16 protein-coding genes are annotated in these 15,412 nt (G+C 59.6%); 3 read left to right on the top strand and 13 right to left on the bottom strand.

Annotated features, from left to right (window positions below):
- Window positions 1-16: 16 nt before the first annotated feature.
- The 13 genes from ftsY to Q5Q88_RS02940 form a co-directional block, all read right to left on the bottom strand.
- Window positions 17-934 (bottom strand): signal recognition particle-docking protein FtsY, encoded by a 918-nt coding sequence (gene ftsY / locus Q5Q88_RS03000; RefSeq protein WP_294158529.1) that lies wholly within the window; start codon window positions 932-934, stop codon window positions 17-19.
- A complete protein-coding gene (smc, locus tag Q5Q88_RS02995; RefSeq protein WP_302741738.1) occupies window positions 934-4,470 on the bottom strand; it encodes a chromosome segregation protein SMC in 3,537 nt (1,178 codons plus the stop codon). The genes ftsY and smc overlap by 1 nt, the downstream gene beginning before the upstream one ends.
- 9 nt (window positions 4,471-4,479) lie before the next feature.
- Entirely contained in the window at window positions 4,480-5,205 is a 726-nt protein-coding gene (gene rnc, locus Q5Q88_RS02990; protein WP_302741737.1) for a ribonuclease III, read from the bottom strand.
- Between the two features lie 3 nt (window positions 5,206-5,208).
- Window positions 5,209-5,457, bottom strand: a complete 249-nt coding sequence (locus Q5Q88_RS02985; protein WP_118653805.1) for a phosphopantetheine-binding protein — start codon at window positions 5,455-5,457, stop codon at window positions 5,209-5,211.
- A gap of 178 nt (window positions 5,458-5,635) precedes the next feature.
- Entirely contained in the window at window positions 5,636-6,652 is a 1,017-nt protein-coding gene (gene plsX / locus Q5Q88_RS02980; protein WP_302741736.1) for a phosphate acyltransferase PlsX, read from the bottom strand.
- Between the two features lie 75 nt (window positions 6,653-6,727).
- Window positions 6,728-6,907, bottom strand: coding sequence for a 50S ribosomal protein L32 (gene rpmF / locus Q5Q88_RS02975; protein WP_039910269.1), 180 nt, complete (start codon window positions 6,905-6,907; stop codon window positions 6,728-6,730).
- 102 nt (window positions 6,908-7,009) lie between these two features.
- A complete protein-coding gene (locus tag Q5Q88_RS02970) occupies window positions 7,010-7,561 on the bottom strand; it encodes a DUF177 domain-containing protein (RefSeq protein ID WP_302741735.1) in 552 nt (183 codons plus the stop codon).
- Window position 7,562: 1 nt separating this feature from the next.
- Complete coding sequence (locus tag Q5Q88_RS02965; RefSeq protein ID WP_294123392.1) at window positions 7,563-8,063, bottom strand: ATPase; 501 nt, start codon at window positions 8,061-8,063, stop codon at window positions 7,563-7,565.
- A gap of 78 nt (window positions 8,064-8,141) precedes the next feature.
- A complete protein-coding gene (gene coaD / locus Q5Q88_RS02960; protein ID WP_118653801.1) occupies window positions 8,142-8,639 on the bottom strand; it encodes a pantetheine-phosphate adenylyltransferase in 498 nt (165 codons plus the stop codon).
- Between the two features lie 7 nt (window positions 8,640-8,646).
- Entirely contained in the window at window positions 8,647-9,219 is a 573-nt protein-coding gene (gene rsmD / locus Q5Q88_RS02955) for a 16S rRNA (guanine(966)-N(2))-methyltransferase RsmD (protein ID WP_294123388.1), read from the bottom strand.
- Window positions 9,216-11,399, bottom strand: a complete 2,184-nt coding sequence (locus Q5Q88_RS02950; RefSeq protein ID WP_118653799.1) for an ATP-dependent DNA helicase RecG — start codon at window positions 11,397-11,399, stop codon at window positions 9,216-9,218. The genes rsmD and Q5Q88_RS02950 overlap by 4 nt, the downstream gene beginning before the upstream one ends.
- A gap of 12 nt (window positions 11,400-11,411) precedes the next feature.
- Window positions 11,412-13,070, bottom strand: a complete 1,659-nt coding sequence (locus tag Q5Q88_RS02945; RefSeq protein ID WP_118653798.1) for a DAK2 domain-containing protein — start codon at window positions 13,068-13,070, stop codon at window positions 11,412-11,414.
- A gap of 53 nt (window positions 13,071-13,123) precedes the next feature.
- On the bottom strand, window positions 13,124-13,477 hold the full coding sequence (locus Q5Q88_RS02940) for an Asp23/Gls24 family envelope stress response protein (RefSeq protein ID WP_199588904.1): 354 nt from the start codon (window positions 13,475-13,477) through the stop codon (window positions 13,124-13,126).
- Between the two features lie 268 nt (window positions 13,478-13,745).
- Here Q5Q88_RS02940 and Q5Q88_RS02935 point away from each other — a divergent pair, with 268 nt between their 5' ends.
- The 3 genes from Q5Q88_RS02935 (at window position 13,746) to rpmB (ending at window position 15,376) form a co-directional block, all read left to right on the top strand.
- Window positions 13,746-14,426 carry a hypothetical protein gene (locus Q5Q88_RS02935; protein WP_147352845.1) on the top strand — a complete coding sequence of 227 codons (681 nt, stop codon included), beginning with the start codon at window positions 13,746-13,748 and terminating at the stop codon, window positions 14,424-14,426.
- A gap of 30 nt (window positions 14,427-14,456) precedes the next feature.
- Window positions 14,457-14,888, top strand: coding sequence for a hypothetical protein (locus tag Q5Q88_RS02930; protein ID WP_302741734.1), 432 nt, complete (start codon window positions 14,457-14,459; stop codon window positions 14,886-14,888).
- Window positions 14,889-15,187: 299 nt separating this feature from the next.
- Window positions 15,188-15,376 carry a 50S ribosomal protein L28 gene (rpmB, locus tag Q5Q88_RS02925; protein ID WP_006721280.1) on the top strand — a complete coding sequence of 63 codons (189 nt, stop codon included), beginning with the start codon at window positions 15,188-15,190 and terminating at the stop codon, window positions 15,374-15,376.
- The last annotated feature ends 36 nt before the right edge of the window (window positions 15,377-15,412 follow it).

The raw sequence follows: 15,412 nt of genomic DNA, 5'->3' as shown, positions 1-15,412 counted from the left end.
GCGGGGATTCGTTAACCTAATCTTCCAGTCCCACCAGGGCGCGACAGAAGGCGCGCGCGTCGAAGCGCTGGAGGTCCTCGACTTGTTCGCCCACGCCGATGCGGTAGATGGGAAGCTTGAGCTGCTCGGCAACGGCCAATGCGATGCCGCCCTTCGCCGTGCCGTCAAGCTTGGTCATGATGATACCGTCCAGCCCGAGCGACTCGTTGAATTCCTGGGCCTGGGAAAGGCCGTTTTGGCCGGTAGCGGAATCGATTACAAGCACCACATGGACGGGCATGGGGCCAGAGCTGCACGCCTCGGCGCGCTTGCGGGTCACTTTCACGACCTTGGCGAGCTCGCGCATGAGCTCGGGGCTCGAGTGCAAACGGCCGGCGGTGTCGATGAGCACCAGGTCACTGCCGCGCTTGTCGGCCTCATCGAGAACGTCGTAGCACACACTCGCGGGATCGGAGCCGCGATCGCGCTTGATAACCGGAACCCCTGCGCGCTGCCCCCACACATCGAGCTGCTCGATGGCGGCTGCTCGGAACGTGTCGGCGCTGCCAATAACCACATTTTTGCCGGCATGCGCCTCCGCACTCGCGATTTTCCCGACCGTCGTGGTCTTGCCGGCGCCGTTGATGCCGACAAATAGGACGCAGCTGGGGGTATCGTCAAAGATATCCAACGCGGGCTCGACGAAAAACTCGCTGAGCCGCTCAGCAAGCGCCCCACGGAGTTGCTCGGCGGTCTTCAAATTCTTCCGAGCAGCGGTCTCGCGCAAATCATCCGTGACGCGCATCGCAATCTCGCCACCCATGTCACCCATGACGAGGGTGTCCTCAAGCTCCTCCCAAAAGCTCTCGTCCACCTCGCCGCCGAAATAAAAGACCTCATTCAAGGCCTCGCGGCTACGCTCGAGACCGCGCTTGAGGGAATCGAAGAGACCCATTATGCATTCACGACCTTTCCGGTTTCTCGATCGAGTTTCTGGCTGACCACACGGCTTACGCCGTCGGCCTGCATGGAGACACCATACAACACGTCGGCGTCCTCCATGGTGCGACGTTGATGCGAGATGACGAGCAGCTGCGTCGACGTACGCAGGTAGTCGATGGCACCGATAAGCTTGGAGAGATTCGAATCGTCCAAGGCGGCCTCGACCTCGTCAAGAACGTAGAACGGCACCGTACGAGTGCGGTAGACGGCAAAGAGGAGCGCAAGCGCAGTCAACGACTTCTCGCCGCCGCTCATGAGCATCATCTTCGTGATGCGCTTACCCCGTGGCTGCGCGACGACTTCGATACCGGTCTCGGCAGGGTGCTCGGGATCGGTCATCTCCAGATAAGCCTGTCCACCCGGGAAGAGCATGCCGAATACCTCGCGGAAGTTCTCGTCGACCTTCTCGAAGGTGGTGAGGAAGCTCGTGCGCATTTTGCGATCGATTGCCGCCGTGATCTTGGTGAGCGCCTTGCGGGCACCCTCAAGATCCTCGAGTTGACGGGCGATGTAGTCGGCGCGCGTCTTGAGCGTCTCGTACTCCTCCATCGCGACCTGATTGACCGGACCGAGGTTGTTGATCTGGCGAACAAGGTCGTTGAGCTCGCGCTCGGCGGCGGCACGGTCATCGGGAGCGGGGAGCTGCAACGCCTCCTCCAAGACCGTGGTGCCATCGGCGGTGATGGCACGTACGGCCGCCTCGACTTGCACCTCGAGCTTGCCACGAGACACCTTCGCCTCATTCACCGCGGCGGTGGCCAAATCGACTTCGACCTTCGCGCGCGAGACCTCGCTCTTGGCATCTTCGATCGTGCGCTTGAGCGACGCCGAATCGGCCTCCTCCAGCGATGCACGGTCTCGCAGGCGCGCCGCCCAGTCCATGGCACGCTCTGAAAGCGCTTGATACCGGTCATGCAGGGGATCGACGCGCAAACGGAGAACCTCAAGGGAGCGGGCAGACTGCTCGGTGCCGCGAATACGACGGTCTATACCCTCAAGTCTACGCTCGAGTTCGGGAGCACGTGCCGAGAGGCTCTTCACGCGCTCGTTTGCGCGGGCCAAACGCACCTTGGCGTCTGCGAGCTTCGAACCGGCCTCGGCGTCATCTCGGCGTACGCGCTCGAGGTCGTCTTGTGCCTCGTCGATCTGCCGCGAAAGCTCATCCAGGCGCGCAAGCGAATCATCGCGAACCGTCGTGAGCTCGTCGACCCGCGGTTGCGCATCGCGCACGGCGACCGCCGCCTCCTCGCGGCGCTTGGCGAGATTAGCACGCTCGCCGAGCTTGACCGAAAGAGAATGTTCCACACGCCCGATCTCAGACAAGAGCGAGGCATGCTCTCCTTCGAGGCGCGAAATCGTTCCCGCGGCGTTACCCTCGACCGTGCGGGCCTCCTCAATAGCCTCGGTGGCCTCACCAACGCGCTCAACGGCATGGTCGAAGACGGCAAGCAAATCAGGCTCGAATCCCTCGAGTTCGCGAATGCGGCGCTTGCGCTCAAGTGAGCCGGCGGCACCCCCGCTCGTGGCGCCCAAGCGAACCACACCCCCATCACGCACGCGAGCGCCGTCGGGCGTCACGTAAAGCACGCCGGGAACGACGGGGGCAGACAAAGCATCTTCGAGGGAATCGACCACATAGACGTGTCCGAGCAAAGCGGCGACAGCCGAAGCGTAGCCCGCACGCACCCGGAGGCGCTCAACCAAGCGATAGCCGGCGACGCCCTGATACCGATCGGAAACGGCAACGTCTCGCGCAAGGAGAAGAGCCTCGCCAGACGCATCCTTCTGACCAAGAGCGAACGATGCGGCGCGCGAAAGCGCATCGCCGTCCATGCAGACGAGCGCATCGATGTCCCCCGCAAGCAACTGCTCGACGAGGGGCTCAAGCTCGACGGGGGCTTCGATGACATCACCCAAACGCCCCGCAATGGACTCGGGGTGGTTGCTCACCACACGAGCGGCAAGGGGCGAGGAGTCACTCAGGCTCGAATCGACCTTCCTGAGTCCCGAAAGCTCAGAACGGACGTCGGCGAGCTTCTCACGCGCCTGAGCCTCTTTTTCCCGCAAATCCGCGAGAGCGGCGATTGCCGCGTCAAGGGCGTCTTTAGCCTCCTGTCGTGCCGTGCGGGCGTCATCCAGCTCCGCGACGAGCTCGTCGGCACGATCGCGGCGATGGGCCAGAGAAGCACGCAGCTCATCGGCCTCGTCATCGACCTGTTCAAGGCGACGGGCATACATATCATCCTCGAGCTCGGCGTTGGAAAGCGTCTCCTTAACCTTGACGAGTTCGAGGGCGGCACCATCAGACGTTCGCTGGACCTCACGCTGCTCCCGCGTGAGCGCGGTGATAACCTCACCAAGCTCGATTCGTCGCGCGTGGAGCTCATCGGCGGCAGGCTCAAGGGCGGCAACGTCCTCTGCAGCCACGGTGGCCGTCGCACGCTCCTCATCAAGTTGCCGGTTGATGTCGGAAAGCTCCTCCACCGTTCGTCGCCGTTGGTGTTCGGAGCCGGAAAGGGTGCCACGCATCTCGGAGAGGCGCGCGACCATATTACGCCCCTTCTCCTCGAGCAAACGCATATCAGAACCGATTCGCCCGACGATATCCTGCATATGACGGCGCTGTTCACCAAGGTCACCAACGAACAGCCCTTTTTCCTCGAGCATGACCTGGAGCTTCTCGAGCTCGCGCTCCTTTTCGCCTAGGCGGTAGCGGGCGAGCTCGAGGGCCGCAGCGCTCTCGCGCGAGGACGACTCGAGATCCGCCCATTGGGCCTGGAGCTGACGAAGCTCGTCGACGGCAAGGACCTGTGTGAGCTCGGTCGCCCTGCTCGAGAGGTCCTTGTATTTTCGAGCGCGATCAACCTGCCGCTCGAGCGGCTTGAGTTGACGGGAGATCTCACGGTTTATGTCGCGCGCACGCGTGAGATGTTCATCCATGCTCTTGATCTTGCGCAGGGCGCGTTCCTTGCGGCGTTTGTGCTTGGAAATACCGGCGGCCTCTTCGATAAGGCTCCGCCGCTCCTCGGGGCGGCTCTGCAAAATCGCATCAAGCTTGCCCTGGGAGATGATGGAGTGCGTGTCCTTGCCTAAGCCGGAGTCATGCAAGATATCCTGAATGTCCATCAGGCGACACGGACTGGAATTGATGAGGTACTCGCTCTCACCCGAGCGGTACATGCGCCGCGTGATGGCGACCTCGTTGAAATCGACGGGAAGCACGTGATCGGAATTATCGAGCACGAGCGTCACCTCGGCAACACCCACCGGTTTACGCGCAGACGAGCCCGAGAAGATAACGTCCTCCATGGCCTGCCCGCGCAGCTGCTTGGCGCTCTGCTCGCCCAGAACCCACAAGATGGCATCAGAGACGTTCGATTTGCCCGAACCATTGGGACCAACGATAACCGTGAGCCCAGGTTCGAAGGTCATCTGAGCGCGATCGGCAAACGATTTGAAACCCTTGAGGGTGAGCGACTTAAGGTACACGGGGCCTCGCTATCCGAGCTTCTTCTTGAGGATAACGCCATTTGTGGTGTATCCCATGCGATCAAGCGCATCGAGGGCTGCGGCAGCTTCCGCTTCTTTCTTCGAGGAACCGGTGCCGCGGCCACGACGGATACCATCGACCAAGGCGATTGCGGTGAACGTGGGCTCATGCGCGGGCCCCTCTTCTCCAACAACCTTATAAGACGGCGTCTCCATGTGATCGGACTGCACGCACTCCTGCAAAAAGCTCTTGGGATTGGTGGGGTGCTCAGCGCGCTCGGTCGCCAGGTGTGGTTTGAGCGTACGCATGATGAATGTTTCCGCCACACTCCAACCGCCATCGAGGTACAGTGCCCCCACCAAGGCCTCGTAGACGTTCTCGAGCGCGGAATGCATACCGCGGGCGCCAGTCCCCTGTTCAGAGGCTCCCAGGATGATCACCTTGTCGATGCCGAGCTCAAGGCCCACATCGGAAAGCGTTGTGCCTGAGACGAGGGACACCTTGAGGCGCGTGAGCTTGCCCTCGTCAAAGTCCGTATAGGTCTGAAAGAGGGAAACGGCGACAACGGCGCCCAAAATGGAGTCACCTAGGAACTCGAGTCGTTCATACGAGGCCGAGACGGGCTCCCCCTCAACGGCTGAGGGATGCGTGACCGCGCTGCGCAGCAGCGAGATGTCGTTGAATTGATGCCCGCAGATCTCCTGCGCGCGATCGAGCTTCTCGCGAATGGACAAGATCTAGGCCTCCAAGGTCTGCTCGATGGCATCGATCGCCTCGGCGACGGAGTTGATGGCCATGAGCTTATCGTCATCGATCTCAATGTCGAACTCGTCTTCCATAGCGGTCACGAGCTGGAGACGATCGAGGGAGTTGGCATCGAGGTCGTCGAACGTGGTGGCCTCGGAAAGCTCACCGGCCTCGACGCCGAGGACGTCGGCGGCGATATCGCAAACTTTATCGAAGATCTCGGCGCGATCGAGTGCCATGGCACTGCCCCTTTCTCTTTGGACGACACACGGGTGTCGTCCATCCACATATGAAAATGATTTTACCCTAAGCGAAGGCGGCACACACAGCAAAGCCGCGCCCTCGCCGTCAGCGGAGACGCCTTGATCCAGTGATCATCTGCTTTGCGTGCCATGGGAGCACGGCGAAGGGATTTTGTTAGGCCACGGCCCCCATGGAATCGGCCACGCGATCGACGAGCCCTTGGCGCGCCGCGGCGGCACAGGCAAGCGTGCCGTTCTTAACCGCCTCGACGCTCGTGGCGCCATGACCGATCATCACCACACCGCGAAGGCCCAAGAGCACCGCACCGCCCTTCGCATCACCACTCAGCTTGCGCTTGAGGCCACGCAAAACAGGCTTCATGAGAAGCGCGGCGACCTTCCCCCGAAACGAGGACATGAGGCCGCTCTTGAGCTCCTGCATCATGAACTTAGCCGCGCCCTCAATGGACTTAAGGGCGACATTGCCGGCAAAGCCATCGCAAACGACGACATCGAAATGCCCACTCGTGAGGTCAGTCCCCTCGCAGTTGCCCGCGAAGCCTTCGACGTTCTCGGCCATAAGGGGAAAACACGACTGCGTGAACGCGCTCCCTTTATGATCCTCGGTACCGTTGGAAAGGAGACCCACGCGCGGCCCATCGATACCCAACACACAGGACGCATACGCTGCGCCCATTTGAGCGAAACGAACGACATCCATGGGCTCAACATCAGGATTTGCCCCCATATCGCACAAGACGGTAAGGCCGCCGGCTCGATTGGGCAAGGCGTTGGTAAGGCAGGGTCGAATCGCCGAGCGCCTACCATCGAGCTCAACCTTAAAAGGGGTGACGTATGCCGTGCCGGCAGCAGTGACGGCACCCGTCGATCCTGCGGAGAAAAAGCCGTCCGCCTGCCCCTTTTTCACCGCACGACAACCAAGAACGATTGAGGACCTACGACGAGTCATGACTGCCTGTATGGGGTCATCCTCCATGGTGATGACCTCCGGCGCGACGAGAGCCTCCGCTCGATCATGCGCAGAGCAGAACCCCGCAACAACCTCCTCGGGACCCGCAACGAGCACGTCGAGGTCCGCATCGGCCTCGAGCGCGGCCTCGATGCCGGCAAGCACAACCTCGGGCTTCTCGTCGCCTCCAACGGCATCAACACACACGCGAACCTTATCCATGTTGTTCCCCCCGATAGAGAAATGGCCGACTCTAGGAGCCGGCCATAATGAACTCAACGTAACCGCCAGTCGAGTTTACTCGACGACGATGACCTCGCGGTCCTTATAGAAACCGCAGTTGCCGCAGACATGATGCGGGAGCTTCACAGCACCGCAACGAGGGCAGGTGGACTGGGAAGCAGCGTTGATCTTCATGTTCGTCGAACGACGAGAGTGCGTCTTGGCGCGACCCTTTTTTTGCTTAGGTACTGGCATGTTGACCTTCCTTACAACTCATAACTGGCGGCGATTACGCGCAAGCAACGATAATAACAGAATTCACCGAGTTACACAAAACATCAAAAAACGAATAGGTGACTAATCGAGCTTGAGATTCTTTAAGGCAGCGAAGGGATTCTCGTCCGATGCAACCCAGGCTTCTTGAGCGGCATCCGCGCAGCCACAGTCGCCCTCGTTCAGGTTTGCACCGCACGTGGGACACAGCCCTCGGCAATCCTCGCGGCACAAGACGACGAACGGCGTATCCATGACCACGGCATCAAAGATGGCATCGCCAAGATCGACGACTCGATCGGATCCGATGAGCTCAAAGCCATCTTCATAGCTGTCGGGATCCTCGGGCTCCTCGAACAGGTAGTATTCCTCGATCTCACCGGCGACCTCAAAGGATGCGGGCTCGAGACAGCGATCGCACGCGCCCGTCACCTCAGCTCGCACCATGCCAGTGACCAGGATACCGTCGCCCGCGTTCGTGAACACAACGTCAAACGACGCGCCATGCGGCAAGGCAAGGTCCTTGTCTCCCACCGAATAACTAGCGGCGTCGATATGACCGGCAAACGAATAGGACTCACCGGGATTCTCGAGCTTGTCCGACAAATCGACCATGACCGAACCAAGGCAGCTCATGTTACCAGCCCTGGTTCTGGTTCTGGGCAGCGCTGTCGTTTAGCTGCTGGCGGCAACGGGCGACCGTACCGGTGAGGGACTTAAGATTCTCCTCAAGGTGCGTGAACACCTGCTCAGCGTAATCTTCCGCAGCATAGCGGGTCTCGCGCTCGTACTGGTTGGCACGATCGCGGATGTCGTCCGCCTGCTGCTGGGCCAAACGCACAATCTCCTGCTCAGAGGCGATGGTGAGCGCCTGCTGCTGCGCATCGGCGATGATGGAATCAGCCTGAGCGGCGGCACTGGCGAGCAACTCCTCGCGCTCTTTAAGGATGCGACGGGATTTCTGCCACTCCTCGGGATAGCTCATGCGAATCTCATCGAGGATGTTGAAGAAGACATCGGTCTCGATAATCTTTTGCTGGGCGCCCTTGCCGAACGGAGGACGCGCTTCCTCGATGATGCCCTCGAGCTCATCGACAAGGCTCTCGATGCGCTCACCCGGGAGGTTCTCGACCGGCATGAAGGGCTCCTTTCTGCTGTTTCACTCTAACGCGTTATGGTACCACATATGCACGTTTCAACTATTGCGGCAGGTAGTTTATGAAAAACGCCCTTTCAGCGCACTGGCGACGCAGGGAGGAACGAACTCCGATACGTCCCCGCCAAACGAAGCGATCTGGCGCACGACCGAACTCGAAAGATAACCGTATTCAGGAGAGCTCATCACGAAAATGGACTCGAGGTCGGAATCGAGACGGTAATTGAGATCCGCCTGCTGCAGCTCATACTCGAAGTCGGTCATGGCACGCAGGCCCTTGACCACGGCACCGGCACCCACTTGAGCCGCGAAATCGACCAGGAGGCCCGTGAACGGCAGGACGTCCACGCCCTCGAGACCCTGCAAGGCGGTTCGCGCGAGCTCCACGCGTTCTGCAAGGGTGAAGGTGGTCCCCACCCCATTCTTGCCCAGGCTTTCGGCGACGGCGACCGTCACCTTGGGGCAGATCCTCAGGGCACGCCGCACGACATCGATGTGCCCGTACGTTATGGGGTCGAAGGTGCCGGGCACCAGCACGTGATGGATTGTGTTGGTCATGGGTTCCTCACTGGTATCTCAAGAGGTCGATACAGGTCTGGCCGTAACGCTTTTCCCGAAGAGTGTCGAAGCCCTCGAGGACAAGCGCAGGAGTGGACGAGATCCTTTCAAAGAGCGCGATCGCCCCGTGTGCCAGCAAGCCACGGGAGGCGAGCGCGCTCACGAGGTTCTCCGCTGGGCTCGTGCCCAGTGCATAGGGCGGGTCGATGAGCACCACGTCGAAGGGAGCCCCGGGCATACGGCCACGTCGCGCTGCCGTAATCACGTCGCCGGCGACAACGCGCGCCCGCTCACGCTCGCATCCAAGCTTGGCGAGATTGCGCTGCACGAGCGCCGATGCACCCCGATCGAGGTCGAAGAACGTCACATGAGACGCCCCGCGTGAGAGGAGTTCCAGCCCCAGGGCTCCGGACCCGGCAAAGGCATCGAGGACGCGGGAGCCCTCGACGCCCCCATCAAGGGCGCTTTCCAGCATTGAGGCGATAGCCTCGCGCACGCGATCGGTCGTGGGGCGGCTGATGTCACGCCCACGGGGCGACTCGATGGGCCGTCCGCGCCACTCTCCTCCGACGATTCTCATCCTCCACTGACCTCCTTGAAAACATCTCCGTATCGCGCAATGACCTCATGGCGCAACGGCATCGTCGCCTTAGCGGTAAGATCTCGCGAATACCGGAGGAGCTCCTCCGCGTCATCATGAGCGTACTCGACCAGATCGACATCGGCGTCTAAATCGACAAAACGAAGTGAGACCCCGCCGTGCTGCCTCAGGCCGAGGATCTCGCCCTCATGACGAAGACGCAAGTCCATCTCGGCAAGTTCGAAGCCGTCAGAAGTGCGAGCAAGCGCCTCGAGTCGTTCGAGCGCGGGCGACCGGACGCCGCGCTTTGACCGGACCTCCGTGAGCACCATGCAGTTGCCGGGAATAGGGCCACGGCCCACGCGACCGCGCAGCTGATGAAGCGTCGCCAAGCCGAACCGCTCCCCGTTCTCGACGATCATCATCGTGGCGTTCGGAACATCAACGCCCACTTCAACGACGGTCGTGGCAACGAGCACATCGATATCGCCCGATCGGAACGCATCGATGACCTCCTCTTTGCGGCGAGCGGGCATATGGCCATGGAGCATCTCCACACGCACATCTGGCAACAGCCTTCGCATGTTCTTGCATTCGGACTCAACATCATGCAGCGTCACTGCCTGACGGGCGCGCCCGTGTTCATCGATCTCAAGTCCGGGCACGTCCTCGAGTTCATCAGCCCCCTCTTGCGGCGACACCATCGGGCAGATCACATACGCTTGCCTGCCCCGCGCAAGGCTGTCGCGGAGCGCGCCGTACGCAAGATCGCGGCTGGAGCTCTCCAGCACCTGCGTGGATACGCCCGCCCCCGGGACGGGACGATGCCTGATGACACTCGTGTCCAAATCGCCGTACACCGAGAGCGCGAGGGTACGGGGAATAGGAGTTGCCGTCATCACCAGCAAATCTGCCCCAGGCCCCTTTGCCCTCAGCGTATTGCGTTGACCCACGCCGAACCGATGCTGCTCGTCTATGACGACAAGGCTGAGCCGTTTGAACGTCACGTCGTCCCCGAGCACCGCATGCGTGCCGAATAAAACCGTGATTTCCCCCTGACGCAGACGGTCCAACAAAACCGATCTCTCATCGGCGGGCGTGGAGCCGGTAAGGAGGCCCCACGATATTCCAGCGCGCTCCAAGATAGGTCCGCTCTTGACGGCATATTGACGAGCGAGGACGCTCGTGGGCGCCATGACGCACGCCTGGGTGCCCGAGTCGGCAACGGCTCCGAGCGCACAGCACGCAACGGCGGTCTTGCCCGTTCCCACATCGCCGAGCAAGAGCCGATTCATCACGCGATCGCCCCGCGCCATATCGTCCAAGATCTCGTTGACCGCCACGTCTTGCTCGCTCGAAAGCTCAAAGGGAAGCGCTGCGCGCACGGCCGCGACATGCTCGCCCACAAGATGCGGAATGGAGCGGACGCCCAAAAGGTTGGTATCGTTGCGCAGACGCAAGGCCAACTGTAAATAGAGCAGCTCATCGTAGGAAAACCTGCGACGAGCGAGGTCGACTTCCGGCACGATGCGAGGAAAATGGGCGCAGCGCACCGCGCGCGAGAGCGACATCAGGCGACGCCGCGCACGCAACCCAACGGGAACCGGATCGCAAAAGACGCCGACACGCTCCAAGGCCACCGATGTCAAGCGGCGCATCCAGGCTTGAGAGACGCCGTCGCAAACACGATGCACAGGGAGGATGGCACCCTGCGCGCCCCCGTCCTCAATCCGCTCGTACTGCGGCGACGTCATCTGCTTGAATCCATAGGCGAACTCGACTTTGCCGATAACCGCCACACGATCCCCCACCGCAAACTCCCGCGCGATCCAAGGTTGTTTGAAAAACGCGATCTTGAGGACGCCCGAGGCATCGACGAGGAACACCTCGGTCACGATCATACCGCGCTTGGAAGTGGGGCGGTTGGCGACGGAATCCACGGTGCCCACAATCGTGGAGACCTCACCGATCGGTGCCATCTCAATGGACAATGCATGAGTGAAATCGAGATACCTGAACGGAATATGTAGAAGGAGGTCCCCCACCCGCTCGATACCGAGCCTGCGAAGGGCCTCCTCTCTCGCACCCGAGACATATTTCAAACGTGAGATGTCCTCAGACACAGAACAGGTCCGTGCAAGACGGGCCGAGACCCGCGACACGGTGCAAACGTCTGCCATCTCCTATGAAGCCTACTCGATGGAGAAGATGATCGGATACAACGGCTGCTCGCCGCGATGGGCGTCGATCTCGAGGTCGGGTTGGGCCTCCTCAATGGCATCGATAATCTCCTGGAAGGCCTCATCGTCAAGCTCCTCGCCGGCAAGGATGGTCAGGGCGTCGCCCTCTTCATCGTCCATCATACGGTTGATGCAATCGAGCGTGACCTGCTTGACGTCAGACCCGACGATGTCGATGGAATCGCAGATGATGCCCATGACGTCACCGTCTTGGATGGGCGTACCGTCAGATGCCTGGCTGTCGCGAACCGCGCGGGTGACCTCACCGTCTCGAACCTCGGACTTAGCCTCGGTCATGGCCTCGACGACCTCCTCGACCGGAGCGTCGGGCATGACGGCGAACAGCGCAGAGAACGCCTGGGGAACGGTCTTGGTGGGAACGACGTAGACCTTCTTGTCCGCACACGCACTTGCAGCAGCTTCCGCCGCCATGCGGATGTTGCCGTTGTTAGGAAGGATGATGACCGCCTCGGCATTCACGCGCGCCACGGCATCAAGCAGATCCGCGGTGGAGGGGTTCATCGTCTGCCCACCGGAAACGACGACATCCACGCCGAGGGACTCGAGGATCTCCGCCTCGCCGGACCCGGCGGCGACGGCAACGAAGCCAAGGGGCTTTGCGGGCTCGGCGGCACCGTCCTGGTCGGCGTGAATCTTCGCCGTGCGTTCGGCGACCTCAAGGTCCATGTTATGGATGAAGACCTCGTAGATCTGGCCAAACTGGAGCATGTGCTCGAGCACGAGGTTCGGAGTGTTGGAATGGACATGGACCTTGTAGTCGGGATAGGCACCCACCAGGAGCTCGCAATCGCCCATGGAGCCGAGGAACTTGAGAGCCTCATCCTCATCAAAGGGCTTCTCGGCCTTGAAGAGGAATTCGTTGCAATACCGGAACTCGGAGCCCTCCCAGTCGTCGTTCGCCTCGATCTTCACGCGATCGAGGGCGCCGGCGCGGGCGGAATCAGCATCGAAGGTCGCGGAAAAATCCTCGATTTTAGATGTACGCCCAAGGGCGGCGGCAACGAAATTCTCGAGGAAGATCGCGAAGCCGAACGCACCCGAGTCCACCACGCCGTTCTCCTTGAGCACGGGCAGCAGGTCAGGCGTACGGGCGACGGATTGATAGGCCTCGACCACCAGAGCATCGAGGGTCTCTTCAACGGACAGACGACGCTTCTCGCACTCGTCCGCCTTAGTGGAGACATCCCGCAGGACGGTCAGGATCGTGCCCTCAATAGGCTTGCGCACGGCCTGGAAGGCAACCTTGACGGCACGACGGAATGCGGAGGCGATGTCAGAAGCATCGACGGGCTCTCCGGCATCGTGTAGTCCCTCAGCGACACCGCGAAGAATCTGCGAAGTAATGACACCGGAATTGCCGCGGGCCCCCATCAGGGAGCCATGGGTGATGGCACCGGCGATGACCTCCATATCGGCGTCGACCGGAAGCGCCGCGAGCTCCTTAACGACAGATTGGAGCGTAAGGGACATATTGGTGCCCGTATCGCCGTCGGGCACGGGAAACACGTTGAGCTTATTGATCTCCTCGGCCTTGTCGGCGACAGCCGCGACCGCGATGGGAAAACAGGTGCGAATGGTCTTTGCAATCATCTCTACTGGTACTTTCGTCTCGTGAATGCAGGTCTGTGCGAACAATGCGCACCTTAGAGGCGGGATTTCATCCCGTCGATGTGGATGGCGATCTTGAGCTGGGCCGGATCGATCTGCGCGATCTCCGATAGAGTGAACGAGACCGAACTCGCGAGGTTCTCGCTGACGGAACGCATGTTGACTCCGGCCTCGATGACCACATGGAGGTCGACCGTGAGCCCATCCTCGGAGGCGGTGACCAACACACCCTTGCGCAGGCGTTGACCGGCAAGCAGACGCACGCTTTCGGCGCCTTGCAGCTGCTCGGCCATACCCACCACACCGTAGCAAGACATGGCGGCGTAGCCGGCGATATCGGCAATAACCTCGTTCGAGACGTTCAAGGTCCCGGCGATCGGTTCAGTCATGGGATTCTCCTTCCGCACGCACTCCAAGAGAGGCGGTCTGAGCATTCATATCGGAATATTGTATATCTCTTCCCACCGCGTACGGTCGAAACATAATTACTGCAAGCGGGTGAACGACGATATTTGTACAGAGATGGAGTATGCCGATTGCCCCGAGCTACCCTCCATTCGCCGATTGGCGAAATCGAGTAGTTAGGCCGCATTTTTAGTGGGTAGTTTTGTAATAAGAGAGGCGCGCCCAATTGCTTCGGAATGGAAGGGAGTAACTATGAACGTCAACGTTCGGGAAGCAAGCTTGACACGGAGATCGGTGCTGGCGGCGGCGGGGCTCATTTCAGGCTCAATGCTTATTCCAGACACGCTCTACGCATCGGACGCTCCGCTTCCTTCGGCATCGAACAACTCCCGTCGTTTGGCTGTCGTTAAGGGTCATGCCAATCTGGCTAGGTCTGAACTTGAGGCCGTTATATTTGAGCAGGCAAAAAAGGAAGGGGATAAGTTAATTCAGTCGCTTAACGAAAGCATTGGTAATTCGAAAGCAGCCCGTGGACGCCCCTACTACGAGAATGTTTACGGCCCGGTAACCTATGCAAATAGTGGGTATCAATTTGTAGGTGGGCAACCCGCGAATGGATACAGTTTCTCTAATGGAGGCTCCATCTACGTCGAACTCACAGGAGGGCCATCAGTTGGAGTCTCATTTAGCTTCCCCTTGTCATTTGGCGGAGCTGTTGGGGTGTCAATGTCGTTTGCTCGCGCCGTAAGTTCACCTGGCATAATCGTTAATATCCCTGCTGGGGGACGAAAAAAGGTAAAAGCAAATATTGAATATGCATCAACACCATACACCACGTACTATATCGATGCCTATGGAAATAGAAGCGTCTACGCGCACCTGCACTCGTATCCTGAAGTCACTGGACGTGACTTCAAAGTAGTTAACGCGTAAATCATGTCACCTTCAGAAATGGAGCCCGGCATGAGAAAGCACGTTCTCCAAAACATCGTTGTAGCGCTCGTGGTATGTCTGACCATTGGAATGGTGTTGTATATTGGCGAAAAGCATGCCAGAAGTCAACTGTGCCACAGAATGGAAGAAGGCTTTGATATAACCGGAACATTTGCTTACGAATCCTCTTTGAGCCAATCCATATACTTCGAAAGAAGCGATAACACGGAATTCACAACATGGGCGGCTCGAACGGAAGAGGACAGCTATACAAAAGGTGTTACTTCAAATACTGGTGACCCGAACATATACCTGTTGACTAGCGACGACGGTGAACCTTATGCGACAGTCCATGTTGCATATACCAGCAATGAAGATGGGCTGATCTTCATATCGCTAGACGGTAGAACTTATATGCCGTACGAAAAGATTGCCAATTCCCGTGTAACCTATAACAAATGACTCTGTTACGTGCAGGAGACTGTTTGATTGCCAAGTTGATGCGCACTCACAACTGGGCAATCCTTAGACGAAGACAAGGCATGGAGCAATGGATCGTGTATTAGAGATTGCACTCGTAAGTGCACCGATTAGGAGTCAGTCATTGCCGCTAAGATGCCATCGACCGGTTGCGGAGTCGTAATAGCGGCGCAGAATTTGTCCTATGTGAAGATTTCCCACATAAGACGCCTCCTATGGTATAGTTCATTGCTGTTTGTTCACGCGACCTCGAATCGGGTCGCCTAAGAAGGGTCACTGACATGTCCAAAGTTTGCGAAATCTGCGGTAAGCACCCTGTTGCTGGTCGCTCCATCAGCCACTCCCACCGCGTCTCCAATCGTAAGTTCCGTCCCAACATCCAGCGCGTCTACGTTGTCGTCAACGGCGTGCGTCGCAAGATGAACGTGTGCACCAGCTGCCTCAAGGCCCAGAAGGTGGCTCGCTCCTAAGCACTCCCCTCTTTGGACAAACGTTTGCTTGCAAGC

Origin of the sequence: uncultured Collinsella sp., from assembly GCF_959026545.1 — a bacterium.
Classification (GTDB): domain Bacteria; phylum Actinomycetota; class Coriobacteriia; order Coriobacteriales; family Coriobacteriaceae; genus Collinsella.
Note: the sequence above shows the minus strand (reverse complement) of the source record. Positions and strands in the feature narration are given on the sequence as shown.

Bases quoted from the DNA above. Each gene is read 5' to 3' on its own strand.
- ftsY (WP_294158529.1), bottom strand. From the start codon at position 934: ATGGGTCTCTTCGATTCCCTCAAGCGCGGTCTCGAGCGTAGCCGCGAG.
- Q5Q88_RS02985 (WP_118653805.1), bottom strand. From the start codon at position 5,457: ATGGCACTCGATCGCGCCGAGATCTTCGATAAAGTTTGCGATATCGCC.
- plsX (WP_302741736.1), bottom strand. From the start codon at position 6,652: ATGGATAAGGTTCGCGTGTGTGTTGATGCCGTTGGAGGCGACGAGAAG.
- rpmF (WP_039910269.1), bottom strand. From the start codon at position 6,907: ATGCCAGTACCTAAGCAAAAAAAGGGTCGCGCCAAGACGCACTCTCGT.
- Q5Q88_RS02970 (WP_302741735.1), bottom strand. From the start codon at position 7,561: ATGAGCTGCCTTGGTTCGGTCATGGTCGATTTGTCGGACAAGCTCGAG.
- Q5Q88_RS02965 (WP_294123392.1), bottom strand. From the start codon at position 8,063: ATGCCGGTCGAGAACCTCCCGGGTGAGCGCATCGAGAGCCTTGTCGAT.
- coaD (WP_118653801.1), bottom strand. From the start codon at position 8,639: ATGACCAACACAATCCATCACGTGCTGGTGCCCGGCACCTTCGACCCC.
- rsmD (WP_294123388.1), bottom strand. From the start codon at position 9,219: ATGAGAATCGTCGGAGGAGAGTGGCGCGGACGGCCCATCGAGTCGCCC.
- Q5Q88_RS02950 (WP_118653799.1), bottom strand. From the start codon at position 11,399: ATGGCAGACGTTTGCACCGTGTCGCGGGTCTCGGCCCGTCTTGCACGG.
- Q5Q88_RS02945 (WP_118653798.1), bottom strand. From the start codon at position 13,070: ATGATTGCAAAGACCATTCGCACCTGTTTTCCCATCGCGGTCGCGGCT.
- Q5Q88_RS02940 (WP_199588904.1), bottom strand. From the start codon at position 13,477: ATGACTGAACCGATCGCCGGGACCTTGAACGTCTCGAACGAGGTTATT.
- Q5Q88_RS02935 (WP_147352845.1), top strand. From the start codon at position 13,746: ATGAACGTCAACGTTCGGGAAGCAAGCTTGACACGGAGATCGGTGCTG.
- Q5Q88_RS02930 (WP_302741734.1), top strand. From the start codon at position 14,457: ATGAGAAAGCACGTTCTCCAAAACATCGTTGTAGCGCTCGTGGTATGT.
- rpmB (WP_006721280.1), top strand. From the start codon at position 15,188: ATGTCCAAAGTTTGCGAAATCTGCGGTAAGCACCCTGTTGCTGGTCGC.